We start from the raw sequence: 22,750 nt of genomic DNA on the forward strand, positions 1-22,750 counted from the left end.
GGTCCTGGGGGGGGTAGGGAGAGAGGTCCTGGGAAAATGCTTTGTGGTGGGGCTTCCCGCCTCCCCTGTGTGGGGGGCCCCCCCAGTTCGGGTCACCCCCCCCCCACGGTCGGCGTAGCCGCAGACCGAAGGGACGGGTGAGTGCGAGGGATTCTGCCGATCGCGACCGTGCTGGCCGCGGGGCTCGTGCTCGCCGGCTGCACCGCGAATCCGCCGCCGCCGGTGGAGAGCACGGACAGCCCGAAACCCACCACGACGGTCCCGACGAAGAACACCGTCGTTGTCGCGATCGACGAGATCGGTCAGGGCTTCAACCCGCACCTGCTCTCCGACCAGTCCCCGGTGAACGCCGCGGTCACGTCGATGGTGCTGCCGAGCCCGTTCCGGCCGGTCCCGAGCGCCACCGTGCCGGGGGGCACCGACTGGGCGCCGGACGAGTCGCTGCTGGTGTCGGCGGACGTCACCGCGCAGGCCCCGTTCACGGTCACCTACCAGCTCCGCAACGAGGCACAGTGGTCGGACAGCGCACCGATCGCGGCCGAGGACTTCCGCTACCTGTGGCAGCAGATGATCAGCGAGCCGGGCGTCGTCGACCCCGCGGGCTACGCGCTGATCGACGACGTCGCCTCGTCGGCGGGCGGCAAGACGGTCACGGTCACGATGCGCGCCCCCTATCCGGCGTGGCGTGAGCTGTTCACCGACCTGCTGCCGTCGCATCTGGTCAAGGACACCCCCGGCGGCTTCGCGCGCGGGCTGGCCGAGAACATCCCGGTGTCCGGCGCACAGTTCCACATCAAGAGCGTTGACCGGGGTCGCGACGAGATTCTCCTCGAACGCAACGACCGGTTCTGGGGTCGCCCGGCCGTCGCCGACCAGGTCCTGCTGCGGCGGGGTGGGTCCAACGCGCAGCTCACCGACTCGATCCGCTCCGGTGACGCGCAGGTCGTCCAGGTTCGGGGCGCGGGCACGCTGCAGGCGCAGCTCGGTGCGGTCCCCGGCGTCCGGTCCGGCACGACGCCGCAGCCGCGGGTGCTGGACGTGACCCTCAACGGCCGCACCCCGACGGTGTCCGACCAGCGGGTGCGGCGCGGGCTCTTCGGCCTGGTCGACCCCGACCTGCTCGCCGCCGTCGGCACCCCGACGGGCGCGAACGCGAGCGTGGCGCGGGCCCAGGTGCTTGCGCCGTCCGCGCCCGGCTACGCCCCGACGGCGCCGCCGCCGCTGGGACGCGAGCAGGCGCTCGGTTTGCTCGCGGAATCCGGGTGGCTGCACGAGCCGGTGGATCCGACGGACCCGGACGGGGCGTGGCAGCTCGTGCGCGACGGCGCCCCGATGACCCTGACGATCGGGGCCACGGCGGGTGACGACACCGCGATCGCGGTCGCGAACACGGCGGCCGATCAGTGGCGCGGTGCCGGAGCCACGGTGACCGTGACGACGATGCGTGCGGAGGAGCTGTACGGTCGGGCGCTGATCGACGGCCGGGTGGACGCGGTGGTCGGCTGGACCAGGGCCGGGTCGGACCCGGCGACGGCGCTGGCGTCCCGGTACGGCTGCCCGCTGCCCGCCGGTCCGGTGCCGGAGCCGCTGGCGGAAACCGACGACGTGCCCGCACCGACAGCGACGGGTCACCCCGACCCCGACGGGTCGGCGACCGACGAGGACGCCGAGCCGACGGACGAGAACACCGAGCCGAATCCCGCTGCACCGAGCAACGTCTCGGGACTGTGTGACCCGACCCTGCAGCAGGGGATCGACGACGCGCTGCGCGGGATCGGCGATGTCGGGCAGCTGATCGCGCAGGCCGAACCCCGACTGTGGGAGTTGGCGACGGTGCTTCCGGTCCTGCAGGACACCACCGTCGTCGCCGCGGGTCCGGACGTGGATGGTGTGTCGCTGACCGGGGCGACGGGAGTCGGCATCTTCAGTGATGTCGCGGAGTGGTCGAGGAACTGAACTGATGACGACGAACGCTGGGGACGCGCGACTGCTCGTCGTGCACGCCCATCCCGACGACGAAACCCTCACCATGGGCGGAACCATCGCCCGCTACGCCGCAGCGGGTGCCGAGGTCACGGTCGTGACCTGCACGCTCGGGGAGGAGGGCGAGGTGATCGGCGACACCTGGGCCGGGCTGGTCGCGGACCGCGCCGATCAGCTGGGGGGTTACCGCATCCTCGAACTGTCCTCGGCGCTGGGCAGGCTCGGGGTCGCGGCGCCCCGGTTCCTCGGCGGGGCCGGGCGGTGGCGGGATTCCGGCATGGCCGGGACCCCGGCGGCGGCGAATCCGCGCGCCTTTGTGAACGCGGACCGGGACGAGGTCGTCGGCGCGCTGGTCGAGGTGATCCGGGAGCGGCGCCCCCAGGTCGTGGTCTGCTACGACCCGAACGGCGGCTACGGTCACCCCGACCACATTCGGGTGCACGAGGTGGTCACGGCGGCGGTCGAGGCCGCCGCCGCGCCGGAGCATTCCGCGGGCGGGCAGCCGTGGGACGTCGCCAAGCTGTACTGGACGGTCACCGAGGAGTCGTCGTTGGCCGAGGGACTCGGGTGCATCACCGAGGTCCCGGCGACGTGGCGGCTGCCGGAGCCCGGCGAACTGCCGTGCGTGCCGGACGAGTCGGTGACCACCACCATCGACGTCCGCGCGCACCTGCCCGCGAAGGTCGCCGCGTTCGAGGCGCACGCCACCCAGGTCACGGTGGCGCCGAGTCGCACCGAATACGCGTTGTCCAACAGCATCGTCCAGCCGATCCTGGTGGACGAGCACTACGTGTTGGTCCGTGGCGAGCGCGGCGAGACCGGCCCGGACGGGCGCGAGCGGGATCTGTTCTCCGGCGTGTGAGGCCGTCCCTCCCGGGTTAGGCTGTGGTCGGTTTCCACAGTGTGTGTTTCACCCACGGAGGGACACGGACCGATGGCGCTGCACCGGGTCGGGGATCACGTCGACATCTATGCGACACCGCTCAGCGAGGCGGTCCTCCCCAAATATCAAATGCCGCAAGGTGCGTCGGATCCGCGGATCGCCTTTGCGCTGATCCGCGGCGAGCTGGCGCTGGACGGGAACTCCTCGCAGAACCTCGCGACCTTCTGCTCGACCTGGTCCGAGGACGAGGTGCACCGGCTGATGAACGACTGCCTCGACAAGAACATGATCGACAAGGACGAGTACCCGCAGACCGCGGAGATCGAGTCCCGCTGCGTCCACATGCTCGCGGATCTGTGGAACTCGCCGGACGGCCGGACCACGGTCGGCTGCTCGACGACCGGGTCGAGCGAGGCCGCGATGCTCGGCGGGCTGGCGCTGAAGTGGCGCTGGCGGGAACGGCGCCGCGACGAAGGCAGGCCGACGGATCGGCCGAACCTGGTCTGCGGCCCGGTCCAGGTGTGCTGGGAGAAGTTCGCCCGCTACTTCGACGTGGAGCTGCGCCAGGTCCCGCTCGAGGAGGGGGCGACCGGCCTGCTGCCGCACCAACTGCGTGAGTACGTGGACGAGAACACGATCGGGGTCATCGCGATTCTCGGGGTCACCTACACGTGCAACTACGAGCCGGTCGCGGAGATCGCGGCGGAACTCGATGCGATCGAGCAGGAACACGGCTGGGACGTCCCGATTCACGTCGACGCGGCAAGCGGTGGATTCATCGCCCCGTTCGTACAGCCGGAACTGGTGTGGGACTTCAGGATTGCCCGGGTGGCATCGATCAACGCGTCCGGGCACAAGTACGGTCTCGCGCCGCTCGGTGTCGGCTGGGCGGTCTGGCGCAGCGCCGACCGGTTGCCCGAGGACCTGGTGTTCCGGGTCAGCTATCTCGGCGGTGACATGCCGACCTTCGCGTTGAATTTCTCCCGGCCCGGCGGCGAGATCGTCGCCCAGTACTACCTGCTGTTGCGCCTCGGCCGTGAGGGGTACCGGCAGATCCAGCAGAACTGCGCGGACACCGCCCAGTACTTCGCCGAGCGGATCCGGGAGATGGGTCCGTTCACGATCCTCTACGACGGGACCGGGGGCCTGCCCGCGGTGTCGTACACCCTCACCGATCCCGCGACGGCCGGCTTCTCGCTATACGACCTCAGCGACGCGCTGCGGGCCCGGGGATGGCAGGTGCCGTCCTACCCGTTGCCGCCGCACCGGGAGGCCACCGTCGTGCAACGGGTGCTGGTGCGGCACGGCATCTCCCGGGACGCGATCGCGCTGCTCGCTGCCGACATCGAGACGGCGCTGCAGCGGCTGCGGCACGGCACCCCGGACGACAGCGAACGGACGGCGTTCCACCACTGATCACCCCGAGCGCCTATGCTGTGATGCACGTCATACCGCTAGGGGTGGGGGAGGTGCCCGGGTGAACTGGAGCGTCCAGAACCAGATCGTCGCGTTCGTGGACTCGCTGCGGCCGAACGCGCAGGTGCATCACGAGATGTACATGAACGCGCTGTACGGGTTCGTTGACATGCAGTCGCATCTGCTGACGATGCTCGGGTATCCGCCGGTGCCCTGACGGGACCGGCGAGCCGCCTACGATTGTCGGTCATGACCGTCGGATCCGCCCCAACCCAGCGCGCCGCAGGCACCGGCGTCCTTGATCGAGTCGTTCTCGTCCTGCTGGTCTTCGACGGGTTCCTCACCGCGATCCTCGCGGTGCTCTTCCTGCCAGCCCGGTTGGGGTCGGTCCCGTTCCCGATCAGCGCGCTGGCCGCCGCGGTCGTCAACATCGCGCTGCTGGTCGGGGCCCGCACGGTGACCGACCGCCCCGCGCGGTACGCGCTCCCGCTCGCGGGCTGGTTCCTCGGGTTCCTGATGTGCATGGTTGGCGGCCCCGGCGGTGATTCGCTGCTGATCGCCGACTGGCGCACGATGCTCCTGCTCGTCGCCAGCGTGGTCCCCGCGGTCGCGTTGCTGCTCACCTGGGGCGCCGCCGCGGCGGTCGAACGCGGGCAGGCTGCACGCCGCTGACCCGCGGGGGTGCGGCTCAGGGGAGTAGCCCCGCGGCGCGTCCGGCGTCGGCGAGAACGGTCTCGAGCATCGTCGGGGTGAGCCGGCCGGTGAAGGTGTTCTGCTGGCTGACGTGATAGCTGCCGAACAGGTGCAGCGGCCGTGTGCCTGCCAACTCGACGTGCGCGCCGTGGCCGAACGTCGGGCGCGGGCGCGGCACCGTCCAGCCCGCGTCGGCCAGGACCGGCAGCAACGCCCGCCACCCGAATCCGCCGAGCACCACCACCGCCCGCAGCGTCGGCGTCAGCAGGCGCAGCTCCTCGTCGAGCCAGCGGCGGCAGGTGTCCCGCTCGACGGGGGTGGGCTTGTTGTCCGGCGGCGCGCAATGCACGGGTGCGGTGATCCTGGTGCCGCGCAACGCGAGCCCGTCGTCGAGGGACACGGCGGTCGGCTGGTTCGCCAGGCCGACGGCGTGCAGCGCGGCGTACAGGACGTCGCCGCTGCGGTCGCCGGTGAACATCCGCCCGGTGCGGTTCCCGCCGTGCGCGGCGGGCGCCAGCCCGACGATCAGCAGCGCCGCGTCGGGTGGCCCGAACCCGGGAACCGGACGTCCCCAATAGGTTTCGTCACGGAACGCGGCCCGCTTCTCCCGCGCCACCCGCTCCCGCCACTCGACGAGACGCGGGCAGCGCCGGCAGTCGATCAGGTCGGCGTCCATGTCCGCCAGGGTCGGGTACCTCACCGGCGCGCCCAGACGTCGCAGCCGCCGGGCGTCACCGTCTCCACCAGTGGCCATGCCCGATCGGCTGGCAGGTCCAGGACCTGGTAGGCGCCGATGCCCGCCGGGGTCGCGGCGATCACCGTGGCGACACCGGCGCGACGCTGGAAGTAGGTCTGCCGTACGGTCCATCCGACAATCCCGTTCGCGTCAAGGGTGTGCGTGCTGCGATCGAGGGAACCGCTGCGGGTCACCAGCCGCCCCGGCGGGGTCGCGTGCCCGAGCCCGCGGTAGCGGTCGTACGCCAGTGCCGCAGCGGCGACCGCGAGCAGTGCGATCCCCGCCCACACCGGCCACCGGATCGGGGCGCCGACCGCCCCGGCCACCGCGGCCCCGGCGGCGACCACCGCCAGCGGGACCAACGCCCGGGTGTACCGCCTGCGCCGTGCTGCGCCGCCGTGCCGCGCGAGGGTCACGCCGTCGAGCCCCCGACCCAGCACGAGGTGCCGCATGCGCAGCGCGTCGCCGCGCGGGGCCTGCGGAAGCAGCATCGACGAATGTCGCCGCTCGGTGGACACCCCGGTCATCACCGCGTCGAGGCGCGCGCCCCCCGCGAGCCGGAGCAGCAGGGGCTCGCGGAGGCTGGTGCCGCGCAGCCGTGCCCGGTCCAGGGTGGTCTGCCGGGTGCGGAGCAGGCCGTGGCTCACGTGCAGCACGTGCCCGTCGTCGGTGACCCGCAGGTCGCCGAACGCCAGCAGGTAGCGAATGCAGGCGAGGCCACTCGCGATCACCAGCAGCGCGACCACCCCGACGCCGACCATGACCACGACCCCGAGACCGCGCAGCCACTGCAGGCCAGCGGCGACCGCGTCGGCGTTCGCGAGCCGCTCACCGATCCCGTACTGGAACGCCAACCCGACCGCGGCGGCGACCGTGAGCACCCCGGTCATCGACAGCGGGGCGTACCGCACCCAGGTCGGGGACCAGTGCGCGATCTCGACCGCGGGCGGCGGCGCGACCTCCGCCGGTCCGTCGGGGAGTGCCGGATCGGGGTGCCGGGTCAGCAGCGCCTCCCGCAGTGCCGGGACCACCCGGGCATCGAGGGCGTTGAGCTCGAATCGCGCGGTCCGACCTGCCTTCTCGGCGCGCTGCCCGGTCCCGATCCGCACCACCGCCAGGCCGAGGATCCGATGCAGCGGGCCTGCCTCTACGTCGACCGACCGGATCCGGTTGCGCGGGATGGAGAGCAGCTTCCGCTCGACCACCCCGGTCCGCAGCTGCACGTGCACCGGGCCGATCCGGTAGCTGGTGGTCAGCCACCGTGCGATCGCGACCCCGACCAGGGCCGCCACCGCAGCAAGCCCCCACAGGTGGTTGCCGCTCTGACTGCCGAGAATCAACGAGACCAGCAGCACCGGAAGGAACTTGACCGCCTCGGTCACCGGATGCACCAGCAGCATCCGGGTGTCGAGCCGCAGCCACGGCTGCTCCTCCTCGGCGGCGAGGGCGGCGGGTCCCGAGTCCTCCGGCGGCGCGGCCCCGTGCGCCGGGTGCGGCCCGGTCACGTCGCGTCACCGACATTGCGGCCCGCGATCTCGGTCAGGCGGGTGACGGCGGCGTCGGCGACCCCGGAGTCGAGGGCCTCGATCCGCACCGCGCCAGCCGACGACGCGGTGGTGACGGTGACGGTCGCGAGGCCGAGCATCCGTTCCAGGGGGCCGCGTTCGGTGTCGACGGTCTGGATCCGGGAGATCGGCGCGATCCGGCGTTCCTGGGTGAACCAGCCGGTCCGGGTGTACACGGCCGTGTCACTGATCTCCCACCGGTGTACCCGGTACCGCCACCGCGGGACGACGAACACGTGGGCCACCGCCGCCAGCGCGGTCGCCGCGAACACCGCGACATGCGGCCACGTCGTCCACGCCCGGTCCACGAACCCCCACACCATCTGGGCGACGAACACCGCCGCCCACCCCAGGGCGGCGCCGAGCGCCCACAGCAGCGGTGCCCGGCGCGACGGCCGCCACCGCGGATCGGCCATCGTGACGACGGCGGTCGGGGGAGTGCTCACCCCTCCACCCTGCCGCATCGGGCGGTGCACCGCCCGCACGCCACGATGTGGCCTAGCCTGGGAGGGAGCGGAAGGAGCGTCCGGTGGATCGACTCGACAACGAGATGGCGGAAGCGGATCGGGCTGCTCAACAGGACCCGGCGCTGCCCGACGAGGAGCGCGAACAGTCCGCGACGCTCGAGACCGTCGGCACCAGGGAGGTCGACGAGGCCGATGCGGTCGAGCAGTCGCGGGACGTGCCCGACGACGAGGAGTACCCGCGCTAGCGCGGCACCTGCTCTGGCGTAGGTCTCCGACGATGGCGCATGATCGACGGCGTGACTGCTGACGACCACGCCCCCGCTTCGATGCTGCCCGCTCCGACGATGCCGACTGCGGCGCCTGCGGCATCTGCCATGCGGCGCGCGTTGCGTCGGGCCAGGGACGGGGCGACCCTCAACGTCGACGAGGCGACCGTGCTGCTGCACGCGCGCGGCGCCGACCTGCAGGATCTATGCAACTCGGCGGCGCGGGTGCGGGACGCCGGGCTGGAGGCCGCAGGCAGGCCGCGGACGGTCAGCTACTCGCGGAAGGTGTTCATTCCGCTGACCCGGCTGTGCCGCGACCGGTGCCACTACTGCACGTTCGTCACCGTCCCGGGCAAGCTGCGCGCCGACGGGCACGGCATGTACCTGGACCCGGACGAGGTCCTCGACATCGCGCGGCGCGGCGTCGAACTCGGCTGCAAGGAGGCCCTGTTCACGCTCGGGGACCGGCCGGAGGACCGGTGGCCGGAGGCGAAGGAGTGGCTGGAGTCCCGCGGCTACGACTCCACCCTGGACTACGTGCGGGCGATGGCGATCCGGGTGCTCGAGGAGACCGGGTTGCTGCCGCACCTGAACCCCGGCGTGCTGAGCTGGGAGGAGATCTCCCGGCTCAAGCCCGTCGCCCCGTCGATGGGGATGATGCTGGAGACCACCGCGACCCGGCTGTTCACCGAGAAGGGGCAGTGCCACCACGGCAGCCCCGACAAGGATCCGGCGGTGCGGCTGCGCACCCTCACCGACGCGGGCAGGCTGTCGGTGCCGTTCACCACCGGGCTGCTGGTCGGGATCGGCGAGACGATGACCGAACGAGCCGAGACGATCATGGCGATCCGCAAGTCGCACAAGGCGTTCGGGCACGTCCAGGAGGTGATCGTGCAGAACTTCCTCGCCAAGGATGACACCGCGATGCGCGAGCGTCCGGATGCCGGGATCGACGAGTACCGCGCCGCGATCGCGGTCACCCGGCTCGTGCTCGGCCCGGCGATGCGGATCCAGTCCCCGCCGAACCTGGTCTCCGGCGACGAGTGCCTTGCGCTGATCGCGGCGGGCGTCGACGACTGGGGCGGGGTGTCGCCGCTGACCCCGGACCACGTCAACCCGGAGCGGCCGTGGCCGAACCTCGACACCCTCGCCGCGATCACCGCCGAGGCCGGATACACCCTCGTCGAACGGACCGCCGCGCAACCGCAGTACGTGCTCGCGGGTTCCCCGTGGATCGACCCGCGGATCGCCGGGCACGTGCAGGCCCTCGCCGACCCCGGCACCGGCCTGGCCCGCCCCGACGCGATCCCGTCCGGGCTGCCGTGGCAGGAACCGGACGAGACCTGGTCCTCCAGCGGCCGCATCGACCTGAACACCGAGATCGACACCGACGGCCGCAACACCGAGACCCGCTCCGACCTGGGCAGCGCGTTCGGCGACTGGGAGACGGTCCGTGAGCAGGTGCTCTCGCTCAGTGCCCCGCAGCGGGTGGACTCCGACGTGCTGACCGCGCTGCGCAACGCCGAGGCCGATCCGGCGGGATGCTCGGACGACGACTACCGGGCGCTCGCGACCGCGGAGGGTGCCGGGCTCGAGGCCCTCGTCGCCCTCGCCGACACCCTGCGCCGCGACGCCGTCGGCGACGACGTCACCTACGTGGTGAACCGGAACATCAACTTCACCAACATCTGCTACACCGGCTGCCGGTTCTGCGCGTTCGCGCAGCGCAAGGGTGATGCGGACGCGTTCACGCTGTCCGCAGCCGAGGTCGCGGACCGGGCGTGGGAGGCGCACGTCGCTGGCGCGACCGAGGTGTGCATGCAGGGCGGCATCGACCCCGAACTTCCGGTCACCGGGTACGCCGACCTGGTTCGCGCGGTCAAGCAGCGGGTTCCGTCGATGCACGTGCACGCGTTCTCGCCGATGGAGATCGTCAACGGCGCCTCCCGCAGCGGGCAGTCCGTCCGGGACTGGCTGACCGAACTGCGCGCCGCCGGCCTCGACACCATTCCCGGCACGGCCGCGGAAATCCTCGACGACGAGGTCCGCTGGGTGCTGACGAAGGGGAAGCTGCCGACCAGCACCTGGATCGAGGTGGTCAGCACCGCGCACGAGGTGGGTCTGCGGTCGAGTTCGACGATGATGTACGGGCACGTCGATCAGCCGCACCACTGGGTCGGGCACCTGAACGTGCTGCGCGGAATCCAGGACCGCACGGGCGGTTTCACCGAGTTCGTGCTGCTGCCGTTCGTGCACCAGTCGTCGCCGCTCTACCTCGCTGGCGCGTCCCGTCCCGGCCCGACGATGCGCGACAACCGGGCCGCCCACGCGCTGGCCCGGGTGATGCTGCACGGTCGGATCCACAACATCCAGACCAGCTGGGTGAAGCTGGGCATCGACGGCACCCGGGCGATGCTGCAGGGCGGCGCCAACGATCTCGGCGGGACCCTGATGGAGGAGACGATCTCAAGGATGGCCGGCTCCCAGCACGGCTCGGAAAAGACCGTCGCGGAACTGCGGGCGATCGCCGAGGGCATCGGCAGACCGGCCAGGGAACGCACGACCGGGTACGCGGAGCGGACCGACGAGGCGAGGGTGGTGGTGTCATGAGCGAGCGTGATCCGATCGGGGACGCGCGGGTCGTCGCGGTGCTGGACCGGGCGGCGTGGGGCGTCAACCCGGTCCTGGACCTGGCGTCGGCGGACCCGTTCGGGATCAAGGCCCGCACCTTCGTGCCACCAACCCAGGGCGCTGGCCCGCTGGACCGGGTGCTCGACGGCGCCGCCTGGCTGCTCGACGTCGCGGAGCTGCCGGGCACCGCGGCGTGGGAGCAGGCGAGCGACGAGCGGCGCGCCCGCTGGTGGCTGACCCGGCTGGGGCTGCTCAACACGATCGTGGTCGCGTTCCCCGGCGTGCTCGGCCCGGTCGCGAAGCGGCTGCCGCTGCAGGACCTGCTCGGGTTCGCGAACCAGACCCTGGTGCTGATTGCGGTGGCCAGGGAACTGGGCGTGACGGATCGGACCGCGCAGGTGGAGCTGCTTGCGTCGGTGCTGTGCCGCAGGGAGATCGACGCGCGCACCCTGCTCACCGCGGACCAGCGGGAGCGGGACGAGGAGCCGCGCGGATGGCGGCCGCTCGCCGCGCTCGGTGGCATGTGGCAGACCGCTCGGGTGCTGCGGGCGATTCCCGGTGAACTGCAGCGGCGGCCGCAACCGTCCCGACCGTGGCGGGCCCTCGGGCACCTGCCGCTCGTCGGCGCGATCGCCGACTACCTCGGGGAGCGGGGGGCCCTGTTCGACGCGGCGGTACAGGGGAAACGATGGGTCGACGGGCACACCGTGCGCACCGCCGTCGCGGGCAGCGGGGCCAGGGGCGCCACCACCGTCTGAGGGCACCCTAAGCCGGTCTTCCTCTCGGGCAGGGGTGATACTGGTAACCCTGGTGCGCGACGTGCGCCCGATCAGAGGTCCGTGTCAGAAAGGCAGCGGCAGTGCCCTACACGATTGCAGAACCGTGCGTGGATGTGCTCGACAAGGCATGCATCGAGGAGTGCCCCGTCGACTGTATTTACGAGGGTGGCCGGATGCTGTACATCCACCCCGACGAGTGCGTGGACTGCGGTGCCTGCGAGCCGGTCTGCCCGGTCGAGGCGATCTTCTACGAGGACGACGTCCCGGACCAGTGGAACGCGTACGTCTCCGCGAACGTCGACTTCTTCGTCGACCTCGGCTCGCCCGGCGGCGCCGCCAAGCTCGGCAAGGTCGACTACGACCCGCCGTTCATCAAGGCGCTGCCCCCCATGGGCGAGCACTGAGGCGCTGACCGTGCCCCGCAATGCCGTGTCGCGCGGTCTGCCGGACTTCCCCTGGGATTCGCTCGCCGACGCGAAGGCGACGGCGCAGGCGCATCCCGACGGGATCGTCAACCTGTCCGTCGGCACCCCCGTCGACCCGGTCGCCCCGCTGATCCGGGAGGCCCTCGCCTCGGTGTCCGCGATTCCCGGATACCCGACGACGCACGGCACCGCCGCGCTGCGGGAGGCCGCGAGCGCGGCCCTCGCGCGGCGCTACGGCGTCACCGGGATCGACCCGGCCGCGGTGCTGCCCGCGCTCGGCACCAAGGAGATGATCGCCTGGATGCCGACCCTGCTCGGCCTCGGCGCGGGCGACCTGGTGGTCATTCCCGAGGTCGCGTACCCGACATACGAGGTGGGCGCGCTGCTCGCCGGGTGCCGGGTGTTGCGGGCGGACGGGCTGACCCGGCTCGGCCCGGAGAGGCCCGAACTGATCTTCATCAACTCCCCGTCGAATCCGACCGGCAAGGTGCTCGGCATCGACCACCTGCGCAAGGTCGTCGAGTTCGCCCGCAGCCGGGACGCGATCGTCGTGTCGGACGAGTGCTACCTGGGCCTCACCTGGGACGCCGACGCCTACTCGGTGCTCGACCCGCGGGTCTGCGACGGCGACCACACGAACCTGCTTGCCGTGCACTCGCTGTCCAAGACGTCGAACCTGGCCAGCTATCGCGCCGGCTTCGTCACCGGCGATCCGGCGCTCGTCGCGGAACTGCTCGAGGTCCGCAAGCACGCGGGCATGATCGTGCCGCTGCCGGTGCAGGCCGCGATGACCGCCGCGCTCGGCGACGACGACCACGAGAACGAGCAGCGGGAGCGGTACCGCAGGCGCCGCGAGACCCTGCTCGCCGCCGTCCGGAAAGCCGGGTTCACCGTCGACAACTCCGAGGCCGGGCTGTACCTGTGGCTGACCAGGGAGGAGGCGTGCCGCGACACCGTCGACTGGTTCGCCGAGCGCGGCATCCTGGTCGCCCCCGGCGACTTCTACGGCCCCGGTAGCAGGCGCCACGTACGGATGGCGCTGACCGAGACCGACGAGCGCATCGCCGCCGCTGCCGCTCGACTCGCCGGATGACCCGAGGCCCATTCCTGCTCCGCGCCGCGGTGCTCGCGGCGGCCGTCGCCGTCGCCGCGGTCCCGCTCGCTGCCGCGGGCGTTCCCGCGGCATCACCAGCGGCGGTGCCGGTGTCCGCGCGCTATGCCGAACCCGGTCCGTGGCAGGTGGCCGCCGCTGCGGCACCGGGCGCGGCGCCCGGCTGCCGCGACATCTGGCCGAGCGGCGACGACCCGGCACCGTCCGACGGGCCGCCCCCCGGCACCCGGTACGAGGTGTTCCACCCGGTCCGCGACAACGACGGCGACAGCGACAGCGACGGCGATGGCGATGGCGTCCGGCACCCGGTCGTCACGTTCGGCAACGGCAGTCACGCCACCTCACGCCAGTACGAGACGCTGCTGCGGCACCTGGCGTCCTGGGGTTTCGTCGTGGTCGTCGCCAACAGCTGCGACACCGGTGACGGGGCCGAGATGCTCGACGCCCTCGACGAGGTGCTCGCGCTGGACACCGACCCGGACAGTGCGCTGCACGATCGGCTCGACGTCACCCGCATCGCGGCCCTCGGCCACTCCCAGGGGGCGGGTGGGGCGGTCAACGCCACCACCCGGTCGAACGGCCGGATCACCGCAACCGCGCTGCTGAACCTGCCCGACCCGATGTGGGTCACCGAGCCGACCGACGCCATCGACACCGCCGCGCTCACCGGCCCGGTCCTCCTGCTCACCGGCGCGGCCGATCCCGTGTCCACCGCGGCCGCGCAACAGGGCTACTTCGACGCCGTCCCCGGCCCGGCGACGCGGGGCAGACTGCTCGGCACCGCACACACCTGGCCCCGCGACGGGGGCGGGTTCCGCGGCTACCTCACCGCCTGGCTCGACCACACCCTGCGCGGCGACGACGAGGCGGCCCGCGCGTTCACCGGGCCCGCGCCGCAGTTCCTGGCAGACCCGGCCTGGGACCATCGCGAGATCAAGAACTGAGTCGCTCCGCAGGCTCCGCTCCTGCTGCCTCGGGTCGCTCCGCAGGCTCCGCTCCTGCTTTCCGGTCGCTCCGCAGGCTCCGCTCCTGCTTTCCGGTCGCTCCGCAGGCTCCGCTCCTGCTTTCCGGTCGCTCCGCAGGCTCCGCTCCTGCGCTAGCCTGGGGGCGGAGTTCCTCGTTGCCGGGGTACCGCCCCTGCAGCGTCACCGCGGGCAGGAGGCAGCATGGATGCCGTCACGTCGGTTCCCTCGCCGGTCAACGAGCCGGTCCACTCCTACGCGCCGGGCAGCCGTGAGCGCACGATCCTCGCCTCCGAGCTCGCCGAACTGGCCGGGGCGCCCGCGGACCTGCCGCACGTGATCGGCGGCGTGCACCGGTTCGGGCGGGGCGAGCGGGTCAACGTCGTCCAGCCGCACCGGCATGCCGCCGTGCTCGGCACCCTGACCGGCGCCACCCACGAGGACGCCGACGCGGCCGTGACCGCGGCGGTCGCCGCTGCCCCCGAATGGCGGTCGCTGCCGTTCGATGAGCGGGCCGCGATCCTGCTGCGCGCTGCGGACCTGATGTCCGGGCCGTGGCGTGAAACCCTCGTTGCCGCAACGATGCTCGGGCAGTCCAAGTCGGTCCAGCAGGCCGAGATCGACTCCCCGTGCGAACTCGTCGACTTCTGGCGGTTCAATGTGCACTTCGCGCGGCAGATCCTCGCCGAGCAGCCCGCCTCGAGTCCGGGGGTGTGGAATCGGATGGAGTACCGCCCGCTCGAGGGATTCGTCTACGCCGTTACCCCGTTCAACTTCACCGCGATCGCGGGCAACCTGCCCACCGCACCCGCGCTGATGGGCAACACGGTGGTGTGGAAGCCGGCGTCCACCCAGACGCTGGCGGCCTACTGGACGATGAAGGTGCTGGAGGAGGCGGGCCTGCCGCCGGGGGTGATCAACCTGGTCACCGGGTCCGGTGTCGCGGTGTCCGAGGTGGTGCTGGGTGATCCGAGGCTGGCGGGCATCCACTTCACCGGTTCGACCGCGACGTTCCAACACCTGTGGCGGGAGGTCGGTGCGAACATCGGCCGCTACCGCGGATATCCGCGGCTGGTGGGGGAGACCGGCGGCAAGGACTTCATCGTCGCGCACCCGTCCGCGAACCCGGATGTGCTGCGCACGGCCCTGATCCGCGGGGCGTTCGAGTACCAGGGGCAGAAGTGCTCCGCCGCGTCCCGCGCCTACATCCCGCGCTCGGTGTGGGACGAGATGGGCGCGGACTTCCTCGCCGAGGTCGACGAACTCGCCTATGGTGACGTCACCGACCTCGCGAACTTCGGTGGGGCGCTGATCGATCGGGCCGCCTACGACAAGAGTGTCGCGGCCATTGAGCGGGCCCGTGGCGCGGCGGGGGTGAAGGTCGCGGTCGGCGGCACCCACGACGACGCGGTCGGCTGGTTCGTCCGGCCGACGGTGCTGCTCGCCGACGATCCGGGCGACGAGTCCTTCGCCACCGAGTACTTCGGGCCGATCCTGTCGGTGCACGTCTACGACGACGCCGGGCCCGCCGCGTTCGACGACCTGCTCGGTGTCGTGGACCGGACCGCGCCGTACGCCCTCACCGGGTCGGTGATCGCCGATGATCGGGCGGCCGTCGAACGGGCCTCGGCGGCACTGCGATTCACCGCGGGGAACTTCTACGTCAACGACAAGCCCACCGGTGCGGTGGTCGGCCAGCAGCCGTTCGGCGGTGCGCGGGCGTCCGGCACCAACGACAAGGCGGGGTCGCCGCTGAACCTGCTGCGCTGGACGTCGGCACGCACGATCAAGGAGACGTTCGTGCCGCCGACGGACCACCGCTACCCGCACATGGGCCCGGAGGCATGAGGTGGCCAACCCGCTGCGCCCGGCGATCCTGGCCGCGGCACGCTCACCCCGGGTGCGGTCGGCGATCACCCACGCCCCCGGCACCCGGTCGCTGGTCACCCGGTTCGTTGCGGGCGAGAGCAGGGCGGAGGCGTCGGACGTCGTGCGCGCACTGCTGGACTCGGGCCTGTCGGTCAGCGTCGACCACCTGGGGGAGGACACCGTCGACCGCGCGCAGGCTCGCGCGGCCGTCGACGAATACCGAGCGCTGCTAGGCGAACTCGGTGATCTGCCGCAGGCGGGCGGGTCGGAGCCGCGCCGGCTGGAGGTGTCGGTGAAGCTGTCCGCGCTAGGTCGGGCGCTGCCCGGGGACGGGGACCGGATCGCCCTCGACCATGCGCGCGCCCTGTGTGAGGCCGCGCAGGCGGCGGGGGTGTGGGTGACCGTCGACGCGGAGGATCACACCACCACCGACTCGACCCTCGCGATCGTCGCCGAGGTGCGCCGCGACTTCCCCTCGCTGGGGACGGTGCTGCAGGCCTACCTGCGGCGGACCTCGGGGGACTGCCGCGACCTGGCAGGTCCGCAGTCCCGAATCCGATTGTGCAAGGGCGCATATCGGGAGCCGTCGTCGGTGGCGTACCAGACCGTGGCGGAGGTGGATGCGTCGTACCTGCGGTGCCTGGCGACGCTGATGGACGGAGCGGGATACCCGATGGTCGCCACCCACGACCCGGCGATGATCGAGGCCGCCCGGGCCGCGGCGGCGCGCGCGGGTCGCGGAGCTGACCGGTTCGAGCATCAGATGCTTTACGGCATCCGCGACGTCGAGCAGCGGCGGCTGGCGGGCACCGGTGCGCGGGTGCGGGTGTACGTCCCGTACGGCGGCCAGTGGTACGGCTACTTCATGCGCAGGCTGGCGGAGCGGCCCGCGAACCTCACCTTCTTCATGCGTCAGCTGGTGAGCCGGGCGTAGGAGTGTGACAGGCTGGCGGGCGTGCTGCTGCGTTCGCTGAACCCCCTTGCCGTCGCCCGAGGCGACGATGTCCCCGACGCCGTCACGATCGACGGCCAGGTCCTCTCCCGCAGTGACCTCGTCGGTGGTGCGGGCGCGCTGGCCCGCAGGCTGGCCGGGGCGCGGCGGGTCGCGGTGCTCGCCGAACCGACCGCGTCCACCGTTGTGGCGATCGTGGCCTGCCTGTTCGCCGGTGTCACCGTGGTGCCGGTGCCGCCGGACTCGGGGCAGGCCGAACGCGACCACATCCTCACCGACTCCGGTGCGCAGGCGTGGCTCGGGGCTGCCCCCGAGGGGACGACGCTGCCCGTCGTCCCGGTGCGGCTGCACGCCAGGGATTGGCACACCCACCCCGAACCCGACCCGGCGTCGATCGCGTTCATCCTCTACACCTCGGGCACCACCGGCGCACCGAAGGGCGTGCTGCTGTCCCGCCGGGCGATCGCGGCCGGGCTCGACGGGCTCGCGCAGGCGTGGCAGTGGACCGAGCGGGACGTCCTCGTGCACGGGCTGCCGCTGTTCCACGTCCACGGCCTGGTCCTCGGTGTGCTCGGGGCGCTGCGGGTCGGCAGCAGGCTCGTGCACACCGGAACCCCGACCCCCGCCGCGTACGCCGCAGCAGGCGGCACCCTGTACTTCGGGGTGCCGACGGTGTGGTCGCGAATCGCCGGCGACGCGGAGTCGGCGCGGGCCCTTGCCGGGGCGCGGCTGCTGGTCTCCGGCAGCGCGCCGCTGCCGGTACCGGTCTTCGAGCGGATCACGGCGCTGACCGGGCTGACCCCGATCGAGCGGTACGGGATGAGCGAAACGATGATCACCCTGTCCACCCGCGTCGACGGCGAACGGCGGCCCGGCTGGGTGGGGGTGCCCGTCGAGGGCGTGACGACCCGCATCGTGGGGGAGGACGGGCTGCCGGCCGCGCACGACGGCGAGTCGATCGGAGGCCTGCAGGTGCGCGGGCCGATGCTGTTCGACGGCTACCTGAATCGGCCCGACGCCACCGCGGCCTCCTGGACGGAGGACGGCTGGTTCATCACTGGTGACGTCGCCGCCATCGACGCGGGCGGAGTCCACCGCATCGTCGGTCGCGAGTCCACCGACCTGATCAAGTCCGGCGGCTACCGGATCGGTGCCGGGGAGGTCGAGGCCAGTCTGCTCGGGCATCCGAGCGTCACCGAGGTCGCCGTGATCGGGCTGCCCGACGACGATCTCGGGCAGCGGATCGTCGCGTTCGTCGTCGGCGACGGCGTCGACCCCGACGCGCTGATCGCGCACGTCGCAGGCGACCTGTCCGCGCACAAACGGCCCCGCGAGATCCGCGTCGTCGACGCGTTGCCGCGCAACGCGATGGGGAAGGTGCAGAAGACGCTGCTCGGCTGAGCGCGTCCCGTGCGGGGCGAGGGGCGGCGGACTAGCCTCGGCAGGATGAGCCTGCCTGCCGAGAACACTCGAATCGTGCTCGCGTCCCGTCCCGTTGGCGAGCCGAAGCCCACCGATTTCCGAGTCGAATCGGGGCCGGTCCCGACGCCGGGCGACGGCCAGCTGCTGCTCGAGACGCTGTACCTGTCCCTCGATCCGTACATGCGGGGCCGGATGAGCGAGGCGGAGTCCTATGCGGAGCCGGTGCCGCTGGGCGCGGTCATGGTCGGCGGCACCGTGTGCCGGGTGCTGGAGTCGCGCGCACCCGGCTTCGCGGCCGGTGACGTGGTGCTGTCGTTCTCGGGGTGGCAGACCCATTCGGTTGCCGACGCCGCGCACGTGCGCAGGCTCGACCCCGCCGCGGCGCCGGTGGAGACGGCGCTCGGTGTGCTCGGCATGCCGGGGTTCACCGCGTACGCGGGGCTGCTGCAGATCGGGAAGCCGCGGCCCGGGGAGACCGTCGTTGTCGCGGCCGCCACCGGGCCGGTCGGGTCCGCGGTCGGTCAGATCGCGAGGATCAAGGGTGCCAGGGCGGTGGGTATCGCGGGCGGGCCGGAGAAGGTCGCCCACCTGAGGGAGCTGGGCTTCGACGCCGCCGTCGACCACCGCGCCCCCGACTTCGCTGCCCAGCTCGCCGCGGCCTGCCCCGACGGCATCGACGTCTACTTCGAGAACGTGGGCGGCGCGGTGTGGGATGCGGTACTGCCGCTGCTCAACACCTACGCGCGGGTTCCGGTGTGCGGCTTGGTCGCTCAGTACAACGCGACCGAGACACCGCCGGGGCCGGACCACGCGCCGGCGCTGATGAGCCGGATCCTGACCAAGAGCCTGACGGTGCGCGGGTTCATCCAGTCGGAGTTCGTCAAGGACCACTACGTGCACTTCCTCGCGGAGATGGCGGCGTGGCTGCGGGACGGGCAGGTCCGGTACCGGGAGGACGTCGTCGACGGCATCGAGAACGCGCCGACGGCGTTCGCCGGGCTGCTGCGCGGCGCGAACTTCGGGAAGCTGCTGATCCGGGTCGCGTCGTGACCGACACCGCGAGCGGACGCCCGGACGTCGCGGTCGGGCCGCTGGCTGCGGCGTCGTTCCTGCTGGAGTTGACGATGCTGACCGTGCTTGCGCTCACCGGCGCCGCGATCGGCGACTCCACCCCGGTGCGCATGCTGGCCGCGGTCGCGCTGCCCGTCGTCGCGGCCGGAATCTGGGCGGTGTGGATGGCGCCGACCTCGACCCGGCGGCTGCCCAACCCACGCCGCCTCGTCGTGCAGGTTGCGCTGTTCGCGGTCACCGGGGTACTCGCGTCGGCCGTCCTCGCGCCGTGGGTCGGGGCGGTGTTCTTCGCGGCCGCGGCCGGGGTGTTCGGTGCGCTGGCGCGGCGCGAGTCGCGGGGGCACTGACCGGTCACGGGTCGGCGAGCACCTCGGCGATCGTGCGGACCCCGGTGAGCACCTCGGTGTACGAGGTGCTCAGCGGGCTCGGCCCCAGCCGCAGTCCCTCGGGGGCCCGGAAGTCGGGGAGCACCCCGCGATCCCAGAGGCGGGGAAGCGCCTCGCGGAAGCGGGGATGGTCGAGGGTGACGTGCCCGCCGCGGCGGGCCGGGTCCAGCGGTGATCCGACGCGGGCCCCGGGAACGAGGTCGCGGCACAGGTCGAGCGCGTGCTCGGTCAGCCGAATCGACTTCGCCCGCACCGCATCGATGCCGACCCGGTCGATCAGGTCGATCGTCGACCGCATCGCGATCATCCCGAGCACCGCGGGGGTGCCGCTGATCAGGCGCCGAATCCCTTCGGCGGGAACGTAACCGGCGGCCATCTCGAACGGTTCTCGGCGTCCCATCCAGCCCCAGATCGGCTGCCGGAACGCCTCCTGGTGCACGGCGTGCACGTACCCGAAGGCGGGCGAGCCGGGACCGCCGTTGAGGTACTTGTAGGTACAGCCGACCGCGAAGTCGACATCCCAGGCGTCGAGTTCGATGGGCACACTGCCCACCGAATGGCACAGGTCCCACAGCACCAGAGCACCCGCGGCGTGCGCGGCCAGGGTGATCGACTCGGCGTCGGCGAGGAACCCCGACCGGTACGCGACATGGCTGAGCACCACGAGGGCGGTCCGGTCGGAGACCGCGTCGCGGACCGCGTCCGCCTCCACTCCTGCGGCGGGATCGACGGTGATCCATCGCAACTCGAGGCCCACCTCGGCGGCGATCCCCTCCAGGACGTAGCGGTCGGTGGGGAAGTTGTCGGTGTCGAGCACGATCTCGGTGCGGCCGGGCCGCAGCGCCAGGGCGCCGCGCGCCAGCTTGTACAGCAGCACGGTGGTCGAGTCGCCGATCGTGGTCTGGCCCGGCGCCGCACCGAGCAGGACCCGGCCGAGCCGATCGCCGATCGTGAGCGGCAGGTCGAACCACTGCTCGTCCCAGCCGCGGATCAACCGCCCCGACCACTGCGCGACGGCAGCGGTGATCGCCTCGGTCGCCTCGATCGTCGGCCTGCCGAGCGAGTTGCCGTCCAGGTAGGACACCACGTCGGACTCGTCGATGCCGTGGAACAGTGCGCGGCAGTCGCGCAGCGGGTCGGCGGCGTCCATGGCGTGTGCTGCGGCCGCGAGGTCGTCGATGGTCACTGCGGTTCCTCCAGGTCGGTGCCGGTGGCTACCCGGGAGCCGGTCAGCCAGGTGGCGAAGTCGCGGTCGTCGGGTGGCGGGACACCGGGCACCCAGCAGATCCGTCGCGGCCCGGCGGCGAACCGTGCGGCCGCGTCGCCGTCGATCAACGCGGCGAGGACCTCGGCTCGGGTCAGCCCGGCGTCGAACAGCCCCGCGATCTCGGCCGCATTGACGCCGAGCGGCAGGTCGCCGTTGCCGAGGTCGGTGCCGTAGCGCACGCGTCCGCCCGCCGCGTGGAAGCGGCGCAGGTTATCGACCGCGCACAGTCGGTCGGCGCCGTCGTGGATCGCGAGGGTGCTGATCCAGCGCATCGAGGCGGCCGCCGCCCGGATCAGGTCGTCGCCGAGTCGTTCGGTCCACGGCGTGTGCGCGAGGACGTCGACGCCCGCGGCGACCGCCCGGGCCGCCTGACCGTCGCCCTCGGCGTGCGCGACGACGCTGCGGCTGAGCCGGTGCGCGGCCGCCACCACCGCGGCAAGGGTGTCGTCGTCGAACACCGGCCCCGCCGCCGAATTCACCGTGACCTTGATGAAATCCGCCCCGACACAGACCTGCTCGGTGACCGCCGCGTCCGCATCGTCCGGCCCGGTGACCTCCCGGACCGATCCGGCTGCCGCCCAGGCCCGGTCGCTCGGGTAGCCGCCGGGTGCGGTGAGGAACTGCCCGGCGAACCTGATCCGCGGCAGCCCGGGCGGCGGATCCCCGCGCCGCCAGCTGGCGGCCGCGTCGAGCCGGGCGCCGAGGTCGTGCACCTCGTCGAGACCGCCAGCGAACAGGGCACGGGCGTCGACGAGGTTGAGGTGCACGTGCGCGTCGCGGAACCCGGGGAAGAGGGTGCCGTCGAGGGGGAGGTCGGTCGCCGGGTCGGCGGGCCGCTCGGGTGCGTCGGATCCGATCCGGCCGCCGCGCAGCGTGAACCGGGTCGGGCCGGTCCACCGGCCGATCCAGGCCTCCCGCACCGCGATGGTCGTCATCGTCCGATCCCGGTCACCGGTTCACCGTCCCACCTCGGTGCGGACCGCGAACAGTTCCGGGAAGAACGTGAGATCCAGGGCGCGCTGCAGGAACCCCACCCCGCTCGACCCGCCGGTGCCGGGCTTGGTGCCGATGATGCGCAGCACGGTCCGCAGGTGCCGGAACCGCCACAGCTGGAAGTTCTCCTCCAGGTCGACCAGTTCCTCGAACGACTCGTACGCCGACCAGTGGTCGTGGGGATGCTCGTAGACGCCCCGGATCAGCGGCAGCAGATCCGGGTTGGCGGCGTAGGGCGCCCGGACGTCACGGTGCAGCGCCGACTCCGGGACCGGCAGCCCGGCGCGGTGCAGGTGCCGCCAGAACTCGTCGTACAGGCTCGGTTCGTCGAGCAGCCGGGACAGCAGGGCGTGCGCGGCGGGGGCGGACTCGAACACCGGCAGCATGCCCGCGTTCTTGTTCCCCAGGATGAACTCCACGGCCCGGTACTGGAACGATTGGAAACCCGATGCGTTGCCGAGGAACCCGCGGAATTGTGAGTACTCGGTCGGGGTCAGCGTCGCGAGCACCGACCACTGCTCGGTCAGCGACCGCTGGATGTGCTTGACCCGCGCGATGCACTTCAACGCCACCGCGATGTCGTCGCGGGCGAGCGCCGACTTCGCGCCAGCGAGTTCGTGCAGCGTCAGCTTCAGCCACAGCTCGCTGGTCTGGTGGGCGACGATGAACAGCAGCTCGTCGTGGTGCTCGGGGACGCTGACCGGATGCTGCGCCCCGAGCAGGGTGCCCAGGTCGAGGTACGAGCCGTAACTCATCCGGTCGGTGAAGTCGGTGACGATGCCCGACTCGATGGGTCGGATGTTGCCGGTGTCGACGTCTCGGTCGCCCATGCCCCGACCCTGCCGCACTCGGCCCGGCGCGTCCAGACGGGAG

The 22,750-nt window shown here is 72.2% G+C and carries 22 protein-coding genes; 16 read left to right on the plus strand and 6 right to left on the minus strand.

The features are described from left to right. Positions 1-141 precede the first annotated feature (141 nt). From ACWF62_RS00385 to ACWF62_RS00405, 5 genes are all read left to right on the plus strand, one after another. Positions 142-1,956 (plus strand): ABC transporter family substrate-binding protein, encoded by a 1,815-nt coding sequence (locus ACWF62_RS00385; protein WP_378505813.1) that lies wholly within the window; start codon positions 142-144, stop codon positions 1,954-1,956. A gap of 4 nt (positions 1,957-1,960) precedes the next feature. Beyond that, entirely contained in the window at positions 1,961-2,845 is an 885-nt protein-coding gene (mshB, locus tag ACWF62_RS00390) for an N-acetyl-1-D-myo-inositol-2-amino-2-deoxy-alpha-D-glucopyranoside deacetylase (protein ID WP_378505814.1), read from the plus strand. Positions 2,846-2,917: 72 nt separating this feature from the next. After that, positions 2,918-4,282, plus strand: a complete 1,365-nt coding sequence (locus tag ACWF62_RS00395) for a glutamate decarboxylase (protein ID WP_378505815.1) — start codon at positions 2,918-2,920, stop codon at positions 4,280-4,282. 61 nt (positions 4,283-4,343) lie between these two features. Further along, positions 4,344-4,499, plus strand: a complete 156-nt coding sequence (locus tag ACWF62_RS00400; protein WP_378505816.1) for a hypothetical protein — start codon at positions 4,344-4,346, stop codon at positions 4,497-4,499. Positions 4,500-4,531: 32 nt separating this feature from the next. Continuing rightward, the gene (locus ACWF62_RS00405) at positions 4,532-4,954 is read left to right on the plus strand and encodes a hypothetical protein (protein ID WP_452629197.1); all 423 of its coding nucleotides are present in this window, start codon (positions 4,532-4,534) and stop codon (positions 4,952-4,954) included. Positions 4,955-4,970: 16 nt separating this feature from the next. On the opposite strand, the gene ACWF62_RS00410 is transcribed toward ACWF62_RS00405, so the two are convergent. From ACWF62_RS00410 to ACWF62_RS00420, 3 genes are all read right to left on the minus strand, one after another. Continuing rightward, positions 4,971-5,651 carry a uracil-DNA glycosylase gene (locus ACWF62_RS00410; RefSeq protein ID WP_378506041.1) on the minus strand — a complete coding sequence of 227 codons (681 nt, stop codon included), beginning with the start codon at positions 5,649-5,651 and terminating at the stop codon, positions 4,971-4,973. A gap of 20 nt (positions 5,652-5,671) precedes the next feature. Beyond that, on the minus strand, positions 5,672-7,111 hold the full coding sequence (locus tag ACWF62_RS00415; RefSeq protein WP_452629274.1) for a PH domain-containing protein: 1,440 nt from the start codon (positions 7,109-7,111) through the stop codon (positions 5,672-5,674). A gap of 101 nt (positions 7,112-7,212) precedes the next feature. After that, complete coding sequence (locus ACWF62_RS00420; RefSeq protein WP_378505818.1) at positions 7,213-7,722, minus strand: PH domain-containing protein; 510 nt, start codon at positions 7,720-7,722, stop codon at positions 7,213-7,215. A gap of 83 nt (positions 7,723-7,805) precedes the next feature. Here ACWF62_RS00420 and ACWF62_RS00425 point away from each other — a divergent pair, with 83 nt between their 5' ends. The 11 genes from ACWF62_RS00425 to ACWF62_RS00475 all read left to right on the plus strand — a co-directional run bounded on the left by ACWF62_RS00425 (position 7,806) and on the right by ACWF62_RS00475 (position 19,578). Then, the gene (locus ACWF62_RS00425; RefSeq protein WP_378505819.1) at positions 7,806-7,988 is read left to right on the plus strand and encodes a hypothetical protein; all 183 of its coding nucleotides are present in this window, start codon (positions 7,806-7,808) and stop codon (positions 7,986-7,988) included. A gap of 81 nt (positions 7,989-8,069) precedes the next feature. Then, a complete protein-coding gene (locus ACWF62_RS00430) occupies positions 8,070-10,619 on the plus strand; it encodes a bifunctional FO biosynthesis protein CofGH (RefSeq protein WP_378506043.1) in 2,550 nt (849 codons plus the stop codon). Continuing rightward, complete coding sequence (locus ACWF62_RS00435) at positions 10,616-11,398, plus strand: hypothetical protein (RefSeq protein WP_378505820.1); 783 nt, start codon at positions 10,616-10,618, stop codon at positions 11,396-11,398. Before ACWF62_RS00430 ends, ACWF62_RS00435 begins: the two co-directional genes overlap by 4 nt. A gap of 101 nt (positions 11,399-11,499) precedes the next feature. Beyond that, the gene (fdxA, locus tag ACWF62_RS00440; RefSeq protein ID WP_027502985.1) at positions 11,500-11,823 is read left to right on the plus strand and encodes a ferredoxin; all 324 of its coding nucleotides are present in this window, start codon (positions 11,500-11,502) and stop codon (positions 11,821-11,823) included. A 25-nt stretch (positions 11,824-11,848) separates the two neighbouring features. Continuing rightward, positions 11,849-12,937 (plus strand): succinyldiaminopimelate transaminase, encoded by a 1,089-nt coding sequence (dapC, locus tag ACWF62_RS00445; protein WP_378506044.1) that lies wholly within the window; start codon positions 11,849-11,851, stop codon positions 12,935-12,937. Further along, positions 12,934-13,899 carry a poly(ethylene terephthalate) hydrolase family protein gene (locus ACWF62_RS00450; RefSeq protein ID WP_378505821.1) on the plus strand — a complete coding sequence of 322 codons (966 nt, stop codon included), beginning with the start codon at positions 12,934-12,936 and terminating at the stop codon, positions 13,897-13,899. The genes dapC and ACWF62_RS00450 overlap by 4 nt, the downstream gene beginning before the upstream one ends. A 222-nt stretch (positions 13,900-14,121) precedes the next feature. Further along, positions 14,122-15,765: an L-glutamate gamma-semialdehyde dehydrogenase gene (gene pruA, locus ACWF62_RS00455; RefSeq protein WP_378505822.1), complete on the plus strand. Its 1,644-nt coding sequence runs from the start codon at positions 14,122-14,124 to the stop codon at positions 15,763-15,765. Position 15,766: 1 nt separating this feature from the next. Continuing rightward, positions 15,767-16,720 (plus strand): proline dehydrogenase family protein, encoded by a 954-nt coding sequence (locus ACWF62_RS00460; protein ID WP_378505823.1) that lies wholly within the window; start codon positions 15,767-15,769, stop codon positions 16,718-16,720. Between the two features lie 21 nt (positions 16,721-16,741). Next, positions 16,742-18,139, plus strand: coding sequence for an acyl-CoA synthetase (locus ACWF62_RS00465; protein ID WP_378505824.1), 1,398 nt, complete (start codon positions 16,742-16,744; stop codon positions 18,137-18,139). Between the two features lie 45 nt (positions 18,140-18,184). After that, on the plus strand, positions 18,185-19,210 hold the full coding sequence (locus tag ACWF62_RS00470) for an NADP-dependent oxidoreductase (RefSeq protein ID WP_378505825.1): 1,026 nt from the start codon (positions 18,185-18,187) through the stop codon (positions 19,208-19,210). Next, complete coding sequence (locus tag ACWF62_RS00475; protein ID WP_378505826.1) at positions 19,207-19,578, plus strand: YrdB family protein; 372 nt, start codon at positions 19,207-19,209, stop codon at positions 19,576-19,578. The genes ACWF62_RS00470 and ACWF62_RS00475 overlap by 4 nt, the downstream gene beginning before the upstream one ends. A 4-nt stretch (positions 19,579-19,582) precedes the next feature. Here ACWF62_RS00475 and kynU read toward each other — a convergent pair whose 3' ends face one another. From kynU to ACWF62_RS00490, 3 genes are read right to left on the minus strand one after another with little or no spacing between them, the layout of a single operon-like run. Then, positions 19,583-20,767 (minus strand): kynureninase, encoded by a 1,185-nt coding sequence (gene kynU / locus ACWF62_RS00480; RefSeq protein ID WP_452629275.1) that lies wholly within the window; start codon positions 20,765-20,767, stop codon positions 19,583-19,585. A gap of 32 nt (positions 20,768-20,799) precedes the next feature. Further along, positions 20,800-21,819, minus strand: coding sequence for an amidohydrolase family protein (locus ACWF62_RS00485; RefSeq protein ID WP_378505827.1), 1,020 nt, complete (start codon positions 21,817-21,819; stop codon positions 20,800-20,802). A gap of 21 nt (positions 21,820-21,840) precedes the next feature. Beyond that, positions 21,841-22,707, minus strand: coding sequence for a tryptophan 2,3-dioxygenase (locus tag ACWF62_RS00490; RefSeq protein ID WP_378505828.1), 867 nt, complete (start codon positions 22,705-22,707; stop codon positions 21,841-21,843). Positions 22,708-22,750: the final 43 nt, after the last annotated feature.

This window comes from Rhodococcus sp. NPDC054953 (assembly GCF_053609225.1).

What these genes read in the sequence shown, in the direction of transcription:
- mshB (WP_378505814.1), top strand. Translation starts at nt 1,961, where the DNA reads ATGACGACGAACGCTGGGGACGCGCGACTGCTCGTCGTGCACGCCCAT.
- ACWF62_RS00395 (WP_378505815.1), top strand. Translation starts at nt 2,918, where the DNA reads ATGGCGCTGCACCGGGTCGGGGATCACGTCGACATCTATGCGACACCG.
- ACWF62_RS00405 (WP_452629197.1), top strand. Translation starts at nt 4,532, where the DNA reads ATGACCGTCGGATCCGCCCCAACCCAGCGCGCCGCAGGCACCGGCGTC.
- ACWF62_RS00410 (WP_378506041.1), bottom strand. Translation starts at nt 5,651, where the DNA reads ATGGACGCCGACCTGATCGACTGCCGGCGCTGCCCGCGTCTCGTCGAG.
- ACWF62_RS00415 (WP_452629274.1), bottom strand. Translation starts at nt 7,111, where the DNA reads ATGCTGCTGGTGCATCCGGTGACCGAGGCGGTCAAGTTCCTTCCGGTG.
- ACWF62_RS00430 (WP_378506043.1), top strand. Translation starts at nt 8,070, where the DNA reads ATGCTGCCCGCTCCGACGATGCCGACTGCGGCGCCTGCGGCATCTGCC.
- ACWF62_RS00435 (WP_378505820.1), top strand. Translation starts at nt 10,616, where the DNA reads ATGAGCGAGCGTGATCCGATCGGGGACGCGCGGGTCGTCGCGGTGCTG.
- ACWF62_RS00450 (WP_378505821.1), top strand. Translation starts at nt 12,934, where the DNA reads ATGACCCGAGGCCCATTCCTGCTCCGCGCCGCGGTGCTCGCGGCGGCC.
- pruA (WP_378505822.1), top strand. Translation starts at nt 14,122, where the DNA reads ATGGATGCCGTCACGTCGGTTCCCTCGCCGGTCAACGAGCCGGTCCAC.
- ACWF62_RS00470 (WP_378505825.1), top strand. Translation starts at nt 18,185, where the DNA reads ATGAGCCTGCCTGCCGAGAACACTCGAATCGTGCTCGCGTCCCGTCCC.
- kynU (WP_452629275.1), bottom strand. Translation starts at nt 20,767, where the DNA reads ATGGACGCCGCCGACCCGCTGCGCGACTGCCGCGCACTGTTCCACGGC.
- ACWF62_RS00485 (WP_378505827.1), bottom strand. Translation starts at nt 21,819, where the DNA reads ATGACGACCATCGCGGTGCGGGAGGCCTGGATCGGCCGGTGGACCGGC.
- ACWF62_RS00490 (WP_378505828.1), bottom strand. Translation starts at nt 22,707, where the DNA reads ATGGGCGACCGAGACGTCGACACCGGCAACATCCGACCCATCGAGTCG.